This is a genomic window from Brevundimonas sp. NPDC046655 (assembly GCF_044901625.1).
In the GTDB taxonomy this organism is placed as follows: domain Bacteria; phylum Pseudomonadota; class Alphaproteobacteria; order Caulobacterales; family Caulobacteraceae; genus Brevundimonas.
The window spans coordinates 46,387-65,294 of record NZ_JBJDPV010000006.1 but is presented as its reverse complement, the minus strand read 5'-3'; the positions used below and the strand labels follow the sequence as shown (position 1 = coordinate 65,294).

Sequence of the window (18,908 nt, the reverse complement as noted above, 5' to 3'; positions counted from 1 at the left end):
TGCAATGTTCGACTGGGACGACGTTCGCATCTTCATCGCCGCCGCGCGGGCGGGCTCACTGGCCACGGCGGCACAGCGGCTGGGCATAGACGCAGCCACGGTCGGGCGGCGCGTGGCGCGGCTGGAGACGGCGTTGAAGTCGACCCTGGTGGTGCGCTCGGCGTCCGGCCTGCTGCTGACGGCGGCGGGGGCGCAACTGCTGGAAACGGCGCTGGACGCCGAAAGCGCCATGGAGGCCGCCGAGCGGGTCACCCGCCCCGACCTGATCGCCGGCACGGTGCGGATCAGCGCCTCTGAGGGTTTCGGCGGCGCCGTCCTGGCCCCTGCCCTGCCCGGTCTGCTGGCGGCGCATCCGGGGTTGAACATCGAACTGGCCGCCAGTTCCGGCTTCCTGTCGCCCAGCCGCCGCGAAGTGGACATGGCCATCACCCTCAGCCCCGCCGCCAGCCCGCGCCTGATCGTCGAGCCCCTGACGCCCTACCAGTTGGCCCTCTATGCTTCGCCCGAGCATCTGGCCCGGCATGGTGCGCCGGAGCGCGTCGACGACCTGCCGGACTTCGACATCGTCGGCTATGTCGACGACCTGATCTATGCGCCGGAACTGCATTACCTGGACGAGATCCGTCCCAACCTGCGCCCGCGCCTAGCCTCGTCCTCGATCCGAGCGCAGCGGGACATGATCGCGGCGGGCGGCGGGATCGGGGTCCTGCCCTGCTTCCTGGCCGAGGGGCTGACGCGGGTCCTGCCGGATCAGGTCCTGATCGAGCGCCGCTTCTGGCTGAGCACCCACCGCGAAGTCCACGGCACGGCGCGGCTGAAGGCGGCGCGGCGCTGGATCAAGGCCCTGTGTCGCGACGCCGCCGAACGCCTGTCGCCCTGGTCCGACTAAAGTCGGCCCCTGCCGGAACCCAATTCCCGCTAAGCTCAGGCATAAGGTCAAGCTTCATCGGCAGGTCGGAATGTGACGCAATTTTACATTCTGGACCGCTGACGCCGACCACATCCCGCAAAGCGCAAGCTATGGTCAGGGCGCTCCGGAGTGTTGAAGTAAAATGAAAATTGCCCTGCTCGACGACGACCCAGTCCAGCTGGAAACCATGGCCGCCACAGCCCAGGACCTCGGGTATCGCGCCGTGCTGTTCTCACGCGCGCAGGCGCTGATCTCCGCGCTGCGCAAGGACACTTTCGACCTCCTGATCGTAGATTGGAATTTGCCCGACCGCTCCGGGCTGGAGGTTCTGGCCTGGGCGCGTACCAATCTGCGGCCGCCGCCCCCCATGCTGCTGGTCACCAGCCGCTCCGAAGACGACGACATCGTCGCCGGCCTGAACGCCGGCGCCGACGACTACCTGCCCAAACCCCTGTCGCCGCCGGTCCTGGCGGCCCGCATCAGCGCCCTGATGCGTCGGGTTTACGCCCAGCCCTCCGCGCCAGGCGCCGAGGTCCATGCCAATACCCTGTTCGACGAGTCCACCGGCGCCGTGGTGCGCGACGGCCAGACCGTGGTGCTGACGGCCAAGGAATTCGCCCTGGCGCTTCTGCTGTTCCGCAACCTTCACCGCGCCCTGTCGCGGACCTACATCCTTGAAACGGTCTGGGGCAACGAGCCCAATCTGAACAGTCGGTCGCTGGACATGCACATCTCGCGAATCCGCACCAAGCTGAACCTGCGTCCCGAGCAGGGGTTTCGCCTGACGCCCATTTACAGCTACGGTTATCGCCTTGAGCGCATAGGCGCGACAGACGAGGTCGAACCGGCGATCCGGGACGAGGCCCCCAGCGTGGAAGAGACGACGGAATGATGGGACGGGCGCTGGTCGCCGGGGCTCTGGCGGCGGCATTCTGCGCCCCCTCCTCCTTCGCGCAATCTCTGGCGGATCCGGCCGCCGGCACCATCGATTATCAGGTGCAGCGCGGCGACACCCTGATCAACCTGGCCGTCGCCTATCTGAATCATCCGGCTGACTACCGGCAGGTCCAGCGCGGCAACCGCGTCGCCGACCCCCGCCGCATGAGCGTGGGCCGGACGCTGGCCATCCCCGTCGAACTGCTGCGGGCTGACCCGGACCAGGCGCGGATTGTCGGCTTTCGCGGCGCCGTGACCCTGACCCAGGGGACGTCGACCGGTGCTCCGACCCAGGGGCAGATGGTGTCCGAAGGCGCCGTACTGACCACCGGCGCAAACGCCTTCGTGCGCCTGGCCCTGTCGGACGGCAGCTATGTCGTGGCGCCGTCGAACAGCCGGGTGCGGCTGACCCGCCTGCGGCGCTACGCCATCAACGGAGCCGTCGATCACGCCATGACGGTCGAGGCGGGTCGCGCGGAGTCCCGCGTGACGCCGCGCCGCCGCCCCGGCGGCTTCGTCGTCCGCACGCCGGTTTCGGTATCGGCCGTCCGCGGCACGGACTTCCGCGTCGCCTTCGACGACGCCGCCGACCGATCGGCGACCGAGGTCATCGAAGGCAGGGTCGAGGTCGAATCGGGCGACGGGCTGGTGGAGGCCACGGCCGTAGCCGCCGAGGGCGTGATGGCCAGCGCCACGGCCGCGCGTCTGGTGCCCCTGTTGCCCGCGCCCGCCCTGACTCGCCCCGACGAGGTGCAGTCCAGGCCCTCGGCCGTGTTCGGCATCGACGCCTTGCCGGGCGCTGGTCGCTATCGCGGGCGTCTGGCGACAGACGCCGGCATGATCGACGCCTTCGCCGAGACGGACAGCGCGGCCGGCACCGCGTCTCTGACCTTCAGCGACCTGACGGACGGGGCCTATTTCCTGCGGCTCAGCGCCCTGTCGCCCGAAGGGGTCGAAGGGCGCAGCACCACCTACAGCTTCATCCGCGCCCGCAACGGCGTCGGCGGTCTGGCGGCCAGCAACGCCATGGTGGACGGCCGCCGCGTCTATCGCTTCCGTTGGGAGGCCGAGGGCGAGGGCGAGGCCAGTTTCCGTTTCCAACTGTCTCGCGAAGACGTCGACGGCGCGCGCGAAGGGGTTCCCCTGATCGACCAGCCCGGTCTGGCCGATCAGGCCTTCAGCCTGACGGACCTGCCGCCTGGGGTTTACACCTGGAGGGTGCTGGGCTCGCGCCATCGTTTCGGCCGCCTGCTTCAGGTCTGGTCCGAGCCGCAGCAGCTGCGCATCGGACGCTGACCCGTGGCCGGCGTTCGCCAGCTGGGGACCAGACTGACGGGGCGGCGCGCCCTGATCGAATGGGCGCTGGTGGCGAGCCTGACCGGTCTGGTCGTATGCTGGCTGGCGCTCAGCCCGACCGCCGACCGCGCCGATAATCTGGTCTATGACGCCCTGATCCGGCTGCAGGGCGGCCCGACGGACGAGGCCATCGTCATCGTCGCCATCGACGACCGCAGCCTGCAGAGCCTGGGCCGCTGGCCATGGCCGCGCGCGACCCACGCCGCTCTGATCGACCGCCTGACCGAGGCTGGTCCTCGGGCCGTCGCCTACGACGTTCTGTTCACCGAGCCGGAAGCCGACGACCCGTCTCTGGCCGCCGCGATGGCGCGTGCGGGCAATGTCCATCTGCCGCTTCTGGTCGATGCCACCGGCGAGAACGGCGCCCCCTGGCGGGTCAGCGAACCCGACGCCCTGGTCGGGAGCGCCGCGGGACTGGGCCATGTCAACCTGACGGTGGACGGCGACGGCGTGATCCGCCGCCTGCCCCTCTATATGCAGGGTGGCGATCAGGTCTGGCCGCAACTGATCCTGCCGCTGGCCCGGACGCGTGTCGCCACGCCCGCGCCTGATCCGGACGCCGCCACGCCCGACGCCCTGATTGCCGCACGGCCTGAGGCCATCGCCTATCGCGGTCCTCCCGGACGGTTCCGCACCCTGTCCTTCGTCGATGTGTTGAACGGCGAGGTCCCCCCCGGCTTTCTGAAGGACAGGCTTGTGCTGGTCGGCGCGACCGCCCCCGGCCTGGGCGACCGCTACGCCACGCCCGCCGCACCCCACGGCGAACTGAGCCCCGGCGTCGAGATCCAGGCCGCCCTGCTGCAGACCCTGCTGGAAGGCGGCGGCCCGCGCCCCCTGGCGCCGCCCTGGGTTCTGGCCTTGTCCTTGCTGCCGTTGGCCCTGCTGGTGGGCGGGTTCCTGTTCCTGCGCCCCGTCGTCAACATGGTGCTGGGCGCGGGGCTGATCGTCCTGACGCTGGCGGGCAGCCTGATCGCCTTCCTGGGCGCCGGCCTGTGGTTCCCGCCCGCAGCCGCCGTCGCCGGACTGGCCCTGGCCTATCCCTTCTGGAGCTGGCGACGCCTGGCCGCCGCCTCAGCCTATATGCAAAGCGAGGTCGAGACCTTCGAACGCGACGCCCCCGCCCTGCCCGGCGCGGCGCGGTCGTCGTTCCGGCCGCAGGGCGACGTGGTGGCCAAGCAGGTGGACACCCTGCGCGCCGCGCTGAAGCAGCTTCGCGATCTGGACCGGTTCATCTCCGACGCTCTGCGCAGCCTGCCCGACGCCACCGTGGTGGCCGATCCTGCGGGCCGGGTGCTGCTGTCCAACGACCGGGCGCAAGCCCTGTTCGGCGACGCGCTGAAGGACGAGGCGAACCTGACCGAACTGTTCCAGTCGCTCGGCGAACCGTCGTGGCGGCGCTTCCTGGTTTCAGAAGGGGGCGATCCGGGCGACATCCAAGGCCCCGGCGGACGCGTGCTGAAGGTCGCCGCCGCCGCCCTGACCAACGCCACGGGCGAACCTGTCGGCCATATTGTCCGCTTCGCCGACATGACCCGGTTCCGCGCCGCCGAACGGCAGCGTGAACAGGCGCTGCAACTGCTCAGCCACGACATGCGCGCGCCCCAGGTCTCGATCCTGACCCTGCTGGAAGGCGGCCAGAACCGCGCCGACCCCGCCTTTGAGCGCCGCATCGGCGACTATGCGCGCCAGACGCTGGATCTGGCCGAAGGCTACGTCCAGCTGGCCCGCGCTGAATCCCAACCCTATCGCGCCGTCGTCCTGGACCTCGGTCAGGTGCTGATGGACGCCGCCGACACCCTGTGGCCACAGGCCTCCGCCAAGGGCGCGACCATCCAGACGCCGATAGGCGAGGAGGAATTTCTGGTCGAGGGCGATCCCGCCCTGCTTCGCCGGCTGATGACCAATCTGCTCGACAATGCGTTGAAGTACGGCCCGCCAAGGGGCGTCATCAGTTGCACGCTCGACACGGATGAGACCGACGACGGCCCTGTCTGCATCCTGCGCATCCGCGATCAGGGGCCGGGCCTGTCAGCGGAGGCGGCGCGGCGGCTGTTCCAGCCCTTCGGTCACGGCGACGCCGACCACCGGGGCGCCGGCCTGGGCCTGGCCTTCGTCCGCACCGTCGCCGAGCGTCACGGCGGCCGGATCCGCTACGAGGCCGGCGAGGTCGGCGCGACCTTCGTCCTGACCCTGCCCCGCCTGATCGAGGCCGACTAGGGCGTCAGTTCGGAAACGGCGGCGGCGGCCAGGGCCGGCAAGGCGGCGTCAGCCTGTCGCGGCGCCACCGTTGTGGCCGCGCTCGCCTGATAGGCGCCGGCCGCGGCCTCGGGTCCATGCAGCGTCAGGGTGAGGCTGTGCGCCAGCCGCTTGCGTTCCCACCACTGCGGCACGATCGGCGCATCCAGCCATTCGCCGTCACGAGCCGAGGCGTCGGAATAGGCGCCCGTCGCCTGTGGCCGAACGGCATAGGCCGCCTCGATCCGCCACGCCGGACCGTCGCGCGTTTCGCGCCACCCCTTGGCCGTCAGCTGATCGCGCACCGCCACGAGCAGGGCCTGATCGGTAGCCGACGCCGGTTCGGGTTCGATCAGGCGATAGGTCGTCGCCGCTGCCGGGAAGGCCGCAGGCGCCGTGGTCACGATGTCGGGGCCAGAGGCGCACGCCGACAGGGCAACGGCGGCAGCGGACAGGATCAGCAAGAGACGGGCCATGCCTCAACCTACAGCCCCGCCGCGAGCTGAGCCATAGACGAAAGCGCCGCCGCACAGCCTGTGTGCTGCACGACGGCGCTTCGCCTTTGTGTCTTCAGACTAGATCGGGCTCTTGGCGCGCGCCGCCAGCTCTTCCGCGCGACGGTCCAGCTCGGCGGCCCGTTCAACCAGCTTGGGGCTCAGGGCGATCAGGTCCGCGTCGGTGACGATGTTGCCCTGATCGCGATTGCGGGCGATCTGTTCGGCGCGGTAGGCCGGGTCGCGCAGGCGAACCGCCTCCTCGCGCATGTTGGCCGCGCCGCGATGCATGTTTTCAGCGCCGCGCCCCATCTGTTCGCGCGCCTGGACACGAGCCCGAGCCGCGATGACGCGGGCTTCATCGCCCTGCCGCCGCGCGACGAGGCCCTGTGCCCGCGCCTGTTCGGCCTGTTGGCGGGCGACGGCGGCCTGGGCGCGGACCTGCACCGCCTGACGACGGGCCTCCTCGCCTTGTTGACGAGCGACGGCCGCCTGGGCGCGAGCCTGGACCGCCTGTTGCCGCGCCTCCTCGCCCTGCCTGCGGGCGTCGGCGGCCAGAGCCCGGGCCTGACGGGCCACCTCGCGCGCCGCCTCAGCCTCGGCGCGCTGCTCCGGCGTGCCGTTCTCGAAGTAGTAGCCGTTCGAGGAATAGTAGGTGGTCACGCGTCCGGGCGGAGGCGCAGGCGGGGCCGGCGGCGCGGGCGGCGCGGCAGGCGGCGGAGCGGGCGGGGCTGGAGGTGCGGGGGGGGCTGGAGGTGCGGGGGGGGCGGGCGGCGCCGGGGCATAGGCGGACGCCTGCTCGCGCAGATCCAGCGCCGCCAGCGGCGTGGCGACGGCGGCGAGCGCGGCGACGGTCAGGGCGACCGCCAGCGGGCGACGGCGAGCAGAGGTGTTCGTCATGATGCAGGCGATCCTTTTTTCGAGCGTGTGGGTGTCGGCGGCCATGGCGGTCGCGGGACAGACGGCGGGATTGGCGGCCAGACGGACCAGGACGCGGGCGTAGTCCCTGCGGTCCACGGTGCGCACGGCCTCGGCGTCGGCCGCCTCTTCAGAAGCCTCGGTCAAGACGACGGACAGCCGCCAGACCAGAGGGTTGAACCAGAACAGCGCCAGCGCCAGCCGCGAGAGGATCAGGAAAACCCAGTCCTTGCGCCGCAGATGGGCCAGTTCGTGCGCCAGAACGGCGGAGGCGGTTTTGGGCTCGGCCAGGCTGGCGGGGTCGAGGACGATGACGCCGGGGGCCACGCCCCAGCTCAGCGGGCTGGACACCCGCTCGCTGCTGACCAGACGCGGGCGCGCGGCGGGGGCCAGCGGCTCCAGCGGCGAGCGCCAGGCGGGGCATTGAACCGCCCGTCCCTGCTCGGTCCAGCGGCTGAGCGTGTTCAGGCCCAGCAGCAGCCGACCCACGACCGCCGCCACGCCGGTCAGCCACAGGCCGGCGGCCACGGTCGCCCAGGACGGCCACGGCAGGTTGGCCGTGACCGCGACGCCCGCGACCGACCCGACCTCGCCCGACCAGAGCGGCGTCAGCGGAGCGCTGTCCGCGACGGACGAGGCTGGAAGCAGCGCCAGCTCCAGGGCGGGCAGGACCGCCGCCAGAACCGGCAGGGCCAGAAGCAGGCAGACGGTCGCGCGCAGAATGTCGACGCGATCGACGGCGCGACGCGCCACGAAGCGGGCGACGATCAGCCCCGCCGCCGCGATCAGGCTGGACTTGACCAGCAGAGACAAAAACAGCGCCAGGCTCACGGCTTGCGCTCCACGGCTTCGTCGATGGCGCGTTCGAGAGCGGCGGCCTCGTCAGCCGTCAGACGCTGCCCCAGACCCAGCAGGGCCGTGGCGGCGCTGGCGGCGGAGCCCGCGAAGAAGGTGTCGATCATCCGCTGCAGGGCGCCGGCGGCGACGGCCTCGGTGCGCGGCACCGGGCGATAGACGAAGCCCTCGGCGCCCGCCGAACGCTCGACCAGGCCCTTGGCCTCCAGCCGGGCCAGCAGGGTGCGGATCGCTGAATCGCTAAGCGTGTCGGTCAGGGCGTTGCGCACCCCCGCGGCGGTGCCCGTCTCCAGCCGACACAGGGTCTCGAAGACCTCGCGTTCACGTCGGGGCAAGGACTCGATCATGGGGACTCTCCGCATCGGTTGACGCTACTTTTGTAGCGCTACGTTTGTAGCGGATCGAGTCTAAAATGAGGCGACGAGATTAACTCGCCGTAGGCCCCTCCTCCCGCCGGTCGGCGGGAGGAGAAGGCGAAGGCGTCAGCCGACCGGCTTGACGTTGTCGTCCGAGTTGCGGTCGATCCAGCGGTTGTAGGGATCGATGCCTGCAAAGGCCGGCTTCTTGTCCGTGACGAAGCGGAAGACCTGGGTTCCGCTGCGCAGGGGACGGCGCTCCATCAGGATGACCGACTTCTGGTCGAACGCCCCCTTGCCCGGCTCGGCCGAGAACAGGCCGACGTCGAAGGTCTCGTTCAACGGGGCCTCGGTCTCCTCGCCCTTGCCGTCGGCGTACAGCTTGCGAGCCTCGACCGTCAGGGCGACGTCCCACTTGCCGTCGGCGCGCTTGGTCGCCGTGACCGACTTCGACTTCACGTCATACAGGGTGATTTTCTCGAACAGGTCGGTGATCAGGGCCTGCTTGTCGGCCGGCGCCTCGGCGCGGATCGCGTTGATAAGATCCAGCGAGCGCGGATAGGGCGCGGACTTGAAGGCGTACTGCGCCAGCACCCGACGCAGGGCGCGGTTGACCGCCTCCTCGCCGATCTGATCGCGCAGCAGGTACATGACCAGACCGCCCTTCTGATAGTGGATGTACTGCTGGTTCTCGATGCGCATCAGCGGCATCTCCTCCAGCCGCTCCATGCCGCGCGAGCGCAGATAGCGATCCAGCTCGTATTTCAGGAAGCGACGGATCTTGTCGGGCCCGTACAGCTTCTCCATGACCATCAGCGCCGAGTACTGCGCCAGGGATTCCGACAGCAGGGTCGAGCCCTGCTGGTCCGAGCCGACCACCTGGTGCGCCCACCACTGGTGACCGACTTCGTGCGCGGTGACGTAGGTGACGTAGTCGATCTTCTCCTCGTCGGTCAGGTCGGCGATGAAACCGAGGCCTTCCGAGTAGGGCATGGTGTTGGCGAAGGCCTGGGCGAAACTGGCGTAGGCCGGGAACTCGATGATCCGGGCCTGACGGAACTGGTACGGGCTGAAGGCCGTGCCATAGTAATCCAGCGCCGACTTCATGCCGTTCAGCATGCGCTCGACGTTCCGCTCGTGACCCTTGTGATAATAGACGGCCAGTTCGATAGGGCCGTGCTGTTCCTTGGCCACTTGGTAATCGGCCGACTGCACCGAGAAGAAGTTCAGCACCGGCGCCTCGGTGACGAAGCGGGCCGTGCGGCGGCCGTTCTTCGTCACGTCCGACACCTTGTAGCCCGGCGCGATCGGCGTCTGATCGGCGACCGTGGTCACGGTGATGTCGGCGTTGACCCAGTCGGCGCCGATATAGTTATGAGCCCGCGCGCTTTCGTCCTCCAGCTTGGCCATGCGCAGTTCGGGCGTCAGGCCGTGCTTGCGGCGCTTCGAACGATCCGACAGCAGGCCGTCGCGGCCCATGCCGATGGTCAGGCCGAACTCGCCGTTGTTGACGAAGGTGCCGTTGTCGACGATCCGCGTGGTGTCGCCGCTGTTCTTGAAGCCGCGCTGTTCCAGCACCGTCTCAAAGGCGATGGTGCGCTTCTCGCCCGGCTGCATCGGCGTGGCGAAGCGATAGATGCGGTACTCGAACTGCGGCCATTCCTTCGCGACCGTCGCACCCTGGACGTCCAGCCTGGCGATCTTCAGGTCCTGGCTCCAGCGCAGATGGACCTCGCCCAGGGGCGCGCCCGTGCGGTTCTCGATGACGTAAGTTCCCTTGGTCGTCAGACGCGGCTGGTGCGGATAGAGGTCCAGGTCCAGCTTGACGTCGGTGATCGCGGGCTGAGGCGTCTTCTCGTACTTGAGCAGGGTCTTCTCATAGTCCGCCATCAGTTGTTCGCGCTGATCGCGGCTGCGGTACTCGTTCCACACATTGGTGTTGATGAAACTGAAGACGCCCAGGGCCACGAAGGCGGTCAGGGCGACGCCGCCGATCACCCCCGCCGGTCCCATCAGGCGACGCGGCAGACGCTTCAGGCGCGGCAGGAAGCGCGTCTCGGCGCCACGACGCCACAGGCCGTAGGCGATGACCAGCAGGACGACGGCGAAGGACGTCCAGTAGGCCTGCATCCAGGCGGCGTAGCCGGCGAACTTGCCCAGGCCGTTCATGTCCGACAGCGGCATGCCCGTGCCCGAACCATAACGGTACAGGACATGGTCGAAGCCCATATTGGACAGGACGATGGTCGAGATCAGATAGACCACCATGACGGCCCAGCCGACGAACTTGTTCGGCGACAGGGCCTGCACGAAGATGGCCAGCACGGCCATCAGCGCGAAGCTGATCGACTGCGGCACGACGTACCAGAACAGGTATTTGCCGATCTCGTAATTGGTGTAGCCCTTGATCGTCTGCACGATCATACCGGCCAGCGATGCGGCGAGCAGCGTCGACACCAGCACCAGAACCAGGGCCAGGGTCTTGGGCAGCAGGAAGGTCCAGTCGGGCGTCGAGGTGGAATCGATGATCTCGTGCGTGCGCCGCTCACGATCACGCCAGACCAGTTCGCCCGAATAGTAGATCGAGATGATCATGACGATCAGACCGAAGGAACTGCCCAGGGTCTCGATCACCACGCGCGTGACCGGCAGGACGGGTGCCCCGTACATCTCGCCCGCGAACAGCAGGACGGCGATGCCGAAGGCGAAGCCCAGGGCCAGCATGACGAAGTAGGCCGGGCTCTTGAACACCGCCTTCATCTCGAAAAGGGTGCGCGAGATCAGCTGGGTCCAGCCAGCCTTGAAGCCATAGGACGGCGAGGCCAGCGGCGCGACAGGCGCGCCGGCGTCCGGCGAGGCCTCGGCCATCGCCTTCAGCTTCTCCTGCTTGCGCAGCTTCGAGCCGCGCGGCGACGGGCGATACAGGGGGAAGGCGGCGGCCAGGAAGGCCAGGCTGACGCCCAGCCACAGCAGCTTGTTGCCCAGCAGCAGGCCGGTCAGCGGCGCATTGATCGTGTTGCGCTCGGCCGAGGTCCAGTAGCGGGTCGCCAGACCATAGGCGCCGGCGCCGAAGGGCTCCAGCCAGGCCACCAGGGTCTCCAGCTCCGGCTTGGAACCGAACACCGTGGTCGTCGTCATATAAAGGATGAAGACCCCCACGACGCCGACATAGGTCGCCATCATCGAGCGCGTGACGGTCGCCAGGGTGAAGAAGACCGCCGAGCTGAACAGCAGCCCCGGCAGACCCATGACCACGAAGCTGTAGAGGTAGTCCAGCGGGCGGAACGGCCCGACCGTCTCCTTGTCCACCCAGGGCATCAGCGTGCCGATCAGGATGCCCAGAGCCACCGACAGGAAGGCCAGGGCCACCACGGCGAAGGCGCCGAGGAAGCGTCCGTAGAGGTAGTCGAACTTCGACAGACGACTGGCCTGGATCATCGGACCGAAGCCCGTCGAGGCGTCACGCACGACGACGTTGGCGACGATGGCCGTGGTCGCCAGCATGAAGAAGAGATTGAAGGCCAGCATCGCCTGAGCGATCGCGAAGGGCGCGTTCTTGAAGACGTTGCCGCCCGAACCGAGGCTGATGTTGGGGCTGGCGACCGTGCCGAAGCTCAGCAGGAAGAAGAGGATGGATATGACCCAGAAGGCGGGCTGGCGAAGCTGATAGCGGAACTCGAAGGCCGCGACTTTCCCGAACATGATCCAGGCCTCAGGCGGCTTGAGCGGCGGCGGGGCGTCGCGAGGCCGCCAGCGTCGAGAAGTAGACGTCCTCCAGACCGCCCGAGGCCGGCTCGAAGCCCTCGCCCGGCTTGGCGTCGGCCACGACGTGGATCACGGTCTGCCCCGCGAACAGGCGCGTCGAGATGACCTCGAAACGGGCGCGGTGTTCCGGCAGGGCCTCCTTGGCGATGGCCTTCTTCCAGACGCGGCCGGACATCTGCTTCATCAGCTCCAGCGGCGCGCCTTCCAGCTGGATCTTGCCGCCCGCCAGCACCGCCATGCGCGGGCACAGGTCGGCCACGTCCTCGACGATGTGGGTCGACAGGATGACCACCACGTTCTCGCCGATCTCGGCCAGCAGGTTGAGGAAGCGGTTGCGCTCCTCCGGGTCCAGTCCGGCGGTGGGCTCATCGACAATGATCAGGCGCGGGTTTCCGATCAGGGCCTGGGCGATGCCGAAGCGCTGGCGCATTCCTCCCGAGAACCCGGCCAAAGCCTTCTTGCGGACGCTCCACAGGTTGACCTGGTTCAGCAGGGCCTCGACCGTCTGCTTGCGCTCCTTGCCGTCGGCGATGCCCTTCAGCACCGCCATGTGGTCCAGCATGTCGTAGGCCGAGACGCGCGGATAGACGCCGAAGTCCTGGGGCAGATAGCCCAGGGTGCGACGCAGCAGCTCCGGCTGGCGGATCACGTCGATGTCGCCGAAGCGAATCTCGCCCGAGGTCGGGCTCTGCAGGGTGGCGATGGTGCGCATCAGCGTCGACTTGCCCGCCCCGTTCGGGCCCAGCAGGCCGAACATGCCGGTCGGAATGGTCAGGCTGACGTCGTCCAGCGCCCGTGTTCCGTTGCCGTAGACATGAACCAAATTGTTGATCGACAGCATGACGCGCCCCCGCGGATGTAAAAGACACTTCACACTGACGGCTTCCCCTCCCCCTCGACAAGTTACAGATTGGACAGGTTTGGCGCCGGGCGACCGTTTCAACGGGCCTCTGGAGCCCGCAAGCCGTTGCCTGCTACAGTCAATGACACCGGTTTCTTGGGAGGGTGACCATGGGAATGACGCGACGCGCCGCCGTTCTGGCGGGGATGGCCGCCACGGCGACGGCGACCGCTGTTCACGCCGCGCCGCGAGATCCCCGCGCCGTCACGACGACCGGTCCGGTCCTGGGCCGCCGTCAGGACGGGATCAACGTCTTCAAGGGCGTGCGTTACGGCGCGCCGACGCGGCGTTTCCAGCCGCCCGAGCCGCCGACACCGTGGCGCGATGCGGCCCCTGCCTTCGACTATGGCGCCGCCAGCCCTCAGCGCGGCGATGAGCCGAACCAGAGCGAGGACTGCCTGTTCCTCAACGTCTGGACGCCCGGTCTCGACGCGGGTCGTCGGCCGGTCATGGTCTATATCCACGGCGGCGCCTATTCGAGCGGGTCGGGGTCCGACCCCCTCTATGACGGGACACGGCTGGCGGCGCGCGGCGATGTGGTGGTGGTGACGCTGAACCACCGGCTGAACGCCCTCGGCTATGCCTATCTGGCGCGGCTGGCGCCGGGGTTTGAGGACTCGGGCAATGTCGGCCAGTTGGACCTGATCCTGGCCCTGCGCTGGGTGCGCGACAACATCGCGGCCTTCGGCGGCGACCCCGAGCGGGTCATGGTCTTCGGCCAGTCGGGCGGCGGGGCCAAGATCGCGACCCTGATGGCCATGCCCGAGGCGAAAGGCCTGTTCCACCGCGCCGCGACCATGAGCGGTCAACAGGTCACGGCGTCCGGCCCGATCAACGCCACGACCCGCGCGACCGCCTGGCTGGAGGCCCTGGGCCTGACGCCCGACCGGGCGCACGAGGCCACAAGCCTGCCGGTCGAACGACTGCTGGAAGCGCAATCGGTCGAGGATCCCATCCTCGGCTACGGCGGGCTCTACTTCGGACCCGTGCTGGATTTCCGCAGCCTGCCGCGCCACCCCTTCTATCCCGACGCCGCGCCGCAGGGCCTGACCATCCCCATGATCATCGGCAATACGCGCGAGGAAACCCTCGGCTTCATGGGCAATGATCCCAGGAATGTCGGCCTGACCTGGGAGACCCTGCCCGCCCGCCTGTCGCCCGGCGTCATGCGTATCGACATCACCCCGGAAGCCGTCATCGCCGCCTATCGCCGTATGCACCCCGACTGGTCGCCCGATCAGGTCCTGATCGCCGCCACCACCGCCGGGCGCTCCTGGCGCGGCGCGGTGATCGAGGCTGAGGAACGGGCGAGGGCCGGAGCCCCCGCCTGGGTCTATCAACTGGACTTCCCCGGCGAGACGGCGTCGGGCCGCAAGGGCGCCTTCCACACCGCGGACATCCCCCTGGTGTTCGACAATGTGAACGCGACCGGATCGCGCACGAATGGACCGGGCGCGCAGACGGTGGCGGACCGGATGAGCGACGCCTTCATCGCACTGGCGCGCACCGGCGATCCCAACCACGCAGGCCTGCCGCGCTGGGAGCGCTATGAGCTGCCGACGCGCCAGACCCTGTTGTTCGACGTGGAGCCCCGGATGGCCAACGACCCGCGCGGCAATGAACGGGCCTTCTTCTCGGCCATCCCCTACATCCAGCCGGGAACCTAGAGAGCGAAGTCCAGACGGGCGGCCCAGGCGCGCGCCAGCTCGGGCCAGACCGCTGCCGGTCTTCCCTGGATCAGGCGGATGCCGAAGCCATGGCCGCCTTCCTGGAACAGATGGGCCTCGACCTTCACCGAGGCGGCCTTCAGCGTGGTCAGCAGCATCAGGCTGTTCTCGACCGGCACCGAGGCGTCGTCCATGGCGTGCAGCAGGAAGACCGGCGCCGCACCGGCCCAGGACATCTGCTCCAGGGAATAGGCGGCGATGCGCGCCTCGCCCGGTGTTTCTCCCAGCAGGTGCGTGCGCGACCCCGCGTGGACGTGCGGGTCGCTCATGGTCGCCACCGGATACATCAACATCGTCAGGTCGGGGCGCAACGAGACCTCGTCCGCCACGTCGACCGGGGCATAGGCCGCGTCCGTCCGTGCGCTGGCCAGCCCCGCCAGATGCCCGCCCGCCGAGGCGCCCAGCACCGCGATCCGGTCAGGGCGAACGCCGAACTCGGCCGTGCGGCTGCGGATCAGGCGGATGGCGCGCTGGGCGTCCTGCAAGGGCGCATCCGCCCCCGCCGCCCAGCCGTCGGCGGGCAGGCGATAGCGCAGGACGAAACAGGTCGTGCCGCTGGCGACGAAGACGCGAGCGACGTCGAAGCCCTCCTTATCCAGCACCGACCAGCGATAGCCGCCGCCGGGGATCAGCAGCATGGCCGAGCCGTTGGGCTTGTCGGGCCGCATCACCGTCATGATCGGATCGGTGGTGTATTGGGCGTAGCGGTCGCGATAGGCCGGGTCGGTCGAGCGCTCGGGCACGACGGGGATGACCGTCACCCCCTCCCCGCCCGGCGCGCCGTTGGGCCACAGACGGACGACCTCGGTCGGATCGGGGGGCGCGACGGTCTGCATCCCTGCGCTGACCGGCAGGGCTGTCGCCAGCGCAGGGGCTGCGGCCCCCATGATCAGCAAACCACGTCGATGCATGTCCACGTCCGTCTCCCTCCAGAATTGAAGAAGGGCGCTCGCCCCCTCAGACGAGCGCCCCTCTCGGCGTCAGGTCATCAAACCTTGGCCGGTTCGTATCGTGGCGAGATGATGTGAACCACCAGCAGGGCCACCAGATAGGCCGAGGCCGCCACCACGAAGATCGGGGTGTAGGTGCCGATCTTGTCCAGCACGAAGCCGGCGTACTTGGCCATGATCATGCCGCCGATGCCGCCCAGCATGCCGCCGATGCCGACGACCGAGCCCACCGCCGAACGCGGGAAGACGTCGCCGGGGAAGGCGTAGAGGTTGGCCGAGAAGCCCTGGTGAGCCGCCGTGGCCAGACCAATGATCAACACCGCCACCCACAGGTTGGATGCAAAGGCGGCGAAGGCGACCGGCACGGCGCACAGGGCGCAGATCAGCATGGTCAGCTTGCGCGCCTTGTTGAGATTCATGCCGCGCTTCATGAACTGTCCCGACATCCAGCCGCCGCCGACCGAACCGACGTCCGACAGCAGGTAGATTGCCACGATCGGCGGGCCGAAAGTCTTCAGGTCCAGGCCGTAGCTCTTGCCCAGGAAGTCAGGCAGCCAGAACAGGAACATCCACCAGATCGGGTCGATCAGGAACTTGCCCGCGGCGTAGGCCCAGGTTTCCTTGACCGTCAGCAGCTTCTTCCAGCCGATCTTCTCCACGGTGTCGGCCGGGTCTTGCTCGATCCACTCCAGTTCGGCCGTGGACAGCTTCTTCACTTCACGCGGACGGCGATAGACCAGCAGCCAGATCGGCAGCCAGATCAGGCCCATCAGACCGGTGACGACGAAGGCCATCTGCCAGCCGAAGCTGAGCACCAGAACCGGAACCAGCAAGGGGGTGACGATGGCGCCGATATTGGTGCCGGCGTTGAACAGGCCGGTGGCGAAGGCGCGTTCCTTCTTGGGGAACCACTCGGCCACGGCCTTGATGCCGCCGGGGAAGCCGCCGGCCTCGCCGACGCCCAGGATCATGCGGGCCATGATGAAGTGCGACAGGTCACGGGCCGCGCCGTGCATCATGTGGCCGATCTGCCAGATGAAGAAGGCGACCCCCAGGCCCCAGCGCGCGCCGACCTTGTCCATCACCCGACCGAAGATCAGGTAGAAGACGGCGTAGGAGGCCTGGAACCAGAAGACGATGTCCGCATAGTCCGTCTCGGACCAGCCGAACTCAGCCGACAGCGTCGGCTTGAGGAAGCCGATCATCTGACGATCGACGTAGTTGATGACCATGGCCGCGAACAGCAGCCACATCACGATCCAGCGGTACTTGCCCGCCGGCGGCGCCATCACGCGGATCGGCCCCTCCCCGGCGGGTGCGGCTTTCGAAGCGTCACTCATGGTACGAGACCCATTCCCTTTGATTTCCTCGGCGCGCCCCGTCTTCTTGACCACCCTGAACGGCGGACAGGTTCACGCAGTGATTAGATATTAGTCTGACGTCGGATGCGGCGCGGCCTTCACGACCGTGCAGCGGACTTCTCCCACGCCTTCGAACACGCACGTCGATTCACTGCCGGCGTAGATGCGGTGCACGCCGGTGACGGCGCCGGTCGAAACCAGCGTCCCTGCCGTCAGCGGGCGGCCCCAGCGTGCGCAATGCTCCAGCAGGAAGCGCACCGATTCCAGAGCGCCGCCGGCCAGCGAGAGCGAGCCGCCCGTGCCGACGCTGACGCCGTCGATGATGGTCTCGACCTTGGTCGCATCCATGCGGTCGCGCCAGTCGGTCAGTTCCGGGCCGATCACCAGACCGCCGTTGTTCCCGAAATCCGAGGCGACCACGGCCGAACCCAGGTCGTTGATGGCCGACAGCGGGCTGCCCGCCAGTTCCACGCCGATGAAGACGGCGTCGATCTGGTCGGCGGCCTCCTCGACGGTCCAGTCGGTCTTGGCCGGGTCCGCGTCAGCGCCGATGCGGGCGATAAACTCGGCCTCGACGGCGGCGAATCCGCCCTCGATGGCGGGCAGAGGCGTCGGGGCCTCGCCGACCGTCCAGACATTGCCGGCGAAGATGGCGCCGGCCAGGCGATGGATGCCCAGGGCCGGCTGCTGCGCCGGGGGCACGCCGCCGACCTTCCAGCCCACGACCCGGTCCGGATAGAGAGCGATGGCGGCGTCCTGAATGGCGTAGGAACGGGCCATGTGTTCGGGGACGTCGCCCGGATAGCCCGGCACGGCGCGCGCGGCGAGACGCGCGCTGACAAAGGTCTCGGCGACAGCCTGATCCGAGATCGGCGCCTGCACGGGAGCGGCCGTCATGCGCAGCGCTCCGAATGATTGATCTGGTCGGTCAAATGACGCCCCATTGGAAAACGCCGGATAATGGGCGGCTTAGGAAACCGGTGTCAATCCGCCTTGAAAACAGCCCATGGCGCCCGACGCCGAGCGGAGCTATGCCTAGCGTCAACAAGAACACGAAGGGGAACGCTGTTGTCGGAAGACGATTCGCGCACAGCAAAACCGGGCAAGCGCGCCACCATCAACGACGTCGCCCGCGTGGCCGAGGTCTCCAAGAAGACGGTGTCGCGCGTCATCAACCAGTCGCCCTTCGTGCGCGAGGACACGCGCGAGCGCGTTCAGGCCGCCATCGACGAGCTGGGCTTCGTCCCCGACCCGCAGGCGCGCGGTCTGGCCTTCCGTCGGTCCTTCCTGGTGGGCATGATCTACGACCAGCCCAGCCCCACCTATGTCGTCAATATGCAGCAGGGAATCCTGGACGCTCTGAAGGGCTCGGGCTTCGAGCTGGTGGTCCATCCTTGCAGCCGCAACTCCCCCACCCTGCTCAAGGACATTCGCGGCTTCATCGAACGCCAGCGCCTGTTCGGAGTCATCATGCCGCCCTCGGTGTCCGAAGACGATTCGGTGATGGAACTGCTGCGTGAGCTGGACTGCCCCTATGTCCGCATCGCCTCGCTGACGCTGGATGAGCCCCAGAACATGGTCGTCACCAATGACTGGATCGGCGCCGCGGAAGCCGCGCGCCATCTGGCCGACCTGGGCCACCGCCGAATCGCCCTGGTGCGCGGCCTGGCTTCCTTCCGTTCGTCCGTCGTGCGCGGTCAGGGCTTCATCGACGCCCTGGCGGAACGCGGCATCGCCCTGCCACCGGAATATGACCTGCAGGGCGCCTATACCTACGAATCGGGCGTCGAGGCGGGCCATGCCCTGCTGTCCCTGCCCCAGCCGCCGACCGCCATCTTCACCCTGAACGACGACATGGCGCTCGGCGTCATGCAGGCGGCGCGCGAGCGCGGGATGGAGTTGCCGCGCGACCTGTCGGTGGTCGGCTTCGACGATCTGCCGATGGCGGCGCGGGTCTGGCCGAACCTGACCTCGGTGCGGTTGCCTATCCGCGACATGGGGAGGATGGCCGCAGAAAAGCTGCTGGCCCCCACGCGCGGCGTCGATCCCGCCAAATTGCAGCAGCCCGAGGTCCGTCCGGCCCTGGTCGTGCGCCAATCCGCCGCGCCACTGGCCTAGCACCTCAACGACAAAGGCGGCCGGCG

General features: G+C 68.5%; 14 protein-coding genes. 6 read left to right on the top strand and 8 right to left on the bottom strand.

All coding sequences use genetic code 11. The annotated features are described in order from the left end of the window. Positions 1-4 precede the first annotated feature (4 nt). From ACI2KI_RS15240 to ACI2KI_RS15225, 4 genes are all read left to right on the top strand, one after another. Entirely contained in the window at positions 5-889 is an 885-nt protein-coding gene (locus tag ACI2KI_RS15240) for a LysR family transcriptional regulator (RefSeq protein ID WP_404621418.1), read from the top strand. Positions 890-1,052: 163 nt separating this feature from the next. Further along, complete coding sequence (locus ACI2KI_RS15235) at positions 1,053-1,802, top strand: response regulator transcription factor (protein WP_404621416.1); 750 nt, start codon at positions 1,053-1,055, stop codon at positions 1,800-1,802. Next, a complete protein-coding gene (locus tag ACI2KI_RS15230; protein WP_404621414.1) occupies positions 1,799-3,142 on the top strand; it encodes a FecR domain-containing protein in 1,344 nt (447 codons plus the stop codon). The genes ACI2KI_RS15235 and ACI2KI_RS15230 overlap by 4 nt, the downstream gene beginning before the upstream one ends. Positions 3,143-3,145: 3 nt before the next feature. Then, on the top strand, positions 3,146-5,419 hold the full coding sequence (locus ACI2KI_RS15225; RefSeq protein WP_404621412.1) for a CHASE2 domain-containing protein: 2,274 nt from the start codon (positions 3,146-3,148) through the stop codon (positions 5,417-5,419). Here ACI2KI_RS15225 and ACI2KI_RS15220 read toward each other — a convergent pair. The 5 genes from ACI2KI_RS15220 to ACI2KI_RS15200 all read right to left on the bottom strand — a co-directional run bounded on the left by ACI2KI_RS15220 (position 5,416) and on the right by ACI2KI_RS15200 (position 12,666). Next, positions 5,416-5,913, bottom strand: coding sequence for a hypothetical protein (locus tag ACI2KI_RS15220; protein ID WP_404621408.1), 498 nt, complete (start codon positions 5,911-5,913; stop codon positions 5,416-5,418). The two genes, ACI2KI_RS15225 and ACI2KI_RS15220, sit on opposite strands and share 4 nt — an antisense overlap. 99 nt (positions 5,914-6,012) lie before the next feature. Continuing rightward, positions 6,013-7,680, bottom strand: coding sequence for a M56 family metallopeptidase (locus ACI2KI_RS15215; protein ID WP_404621406.1), 1,668 nt, complete (start codon positions 7,678-7,680; stop codon positions 6,013-6,015). Further along, entirely contained in the window at positions 7,677-8,051 is a 375-nt protein-coding gene (locus tag ACI2KI_RS15210) for a BlaI/MecI/CopY family transcriptional regulator (RefSeq protein ID WP_312063485.1), read from the bottom strand. Before ACI2KI_RS15210 ends, ACI2KI_RS15215 begins: the two co-directional genes overlap by 4 nt. A 135-nt stretch (positions 8,052-8,186) precedes the next feature. Next, positions 8,187-11,762: a M1 family aminopeptidase gene (locus ACI2KI_RS15205; protein WP_404621404.1), complete on the bottom strand. Its 3,576-nt coding sequence runs from the start codon at positions 11,760-11,762 to the stop codon at positions 8,187-8,189. Between the two features lie 10 nt (positions 11,763-11,772). Then, complete coding sequence (locus ACI2KI_RS15200; protein WP_404621402.1) at positions 11,773-12,666, bottom strand: ABC transporter ATP-binding protein; 894 nt, start codon at positions 12,664-12,666, stop codon at positions 11,773-11,775. Between the two features lie 170 nt (positions 12,667-12,836). On the opposite strand from ACI2KI_RS15200, the gene ACI2KI_RS15195 reads away from it, so the two are divergent. Next, a complete protein-coding gene (locus ACI2KI_RS15195) occupies positions 12,837-14,393 on the top strand; it encodes a carboxylesterase/lipase family protein (protein WP_404621400.1) in 1,557 nt (518 codons plus the stop codon). Here ACI2KI_RS15195 and ACI2KI_RS15190 read toward each other — a convergent pair. The 3 genes from ACI2KI_RS15190 to ACI2KI_RS15180 all read right to left on the bottom strand — a co-directional run bounded on the left by ACI2KI_RS15190 (position 14,390) and on the right by ACI2KI_RS15180 (position 17,661). Continuing rightward, positions 14,390-15,364, bottom strand: a complete 975-nt coding sequence (locus ACI2KI_RS15190; RefSeq protein WP_404621580.1) for an alpha/beta hydrolase — start codon at positions 15,362-15,364, stop codon at positions 14,390-14,392. The two genes, ACI2KI_RS15195 and ACI2KI_RS15190, sit on opposite strands and share 4 nt — an antisense overlap. Before the next feature lie 77 nt (positions 15,365-15,441). Beyond that, positions 15,442-16,692: an MFS transporter gene (locus tag ACI2KI_RS15185; RefSeq protein WP_313472608.1), complete on the bottom strand. Its 1,251-nt coding sequence runs from the start codon at positions 16,690-16,692 to the stop codon at positions 15,442-15,444. Between the two features lie 141 nt (positions 16,693-16,833). After that, a complete protein-coding gene (locus ACI2KI_RS15180) occupies positions 16,834-17,661 on the bottom strand; it encodes a 2-keto-4-pentenoate hydratase (protein ID WP_404621398.1) in 828 nt (275 codons plus the stop codon). Positions 17,662-17,832: 171 nt separating this feature from the next. Between ACI2KI_RS15180 and ACI2KI_RS15175 the strand changes: the two genes are divergently transcribed. Beyond that, positions 17,833-18,882, top strand: coding sequence for a LacI family DNA-binding transcriptional regulator (locus ACI2KI_RS15175; RefSeq protein ID WP_292081896.1), 1,050 nt, complete (start codon positions 17,833-17,835; stop codon positions 18,880-18,882). The last annotated feature ends 26 nt before the right edge of the window (positions 18,883-18,908 follow it).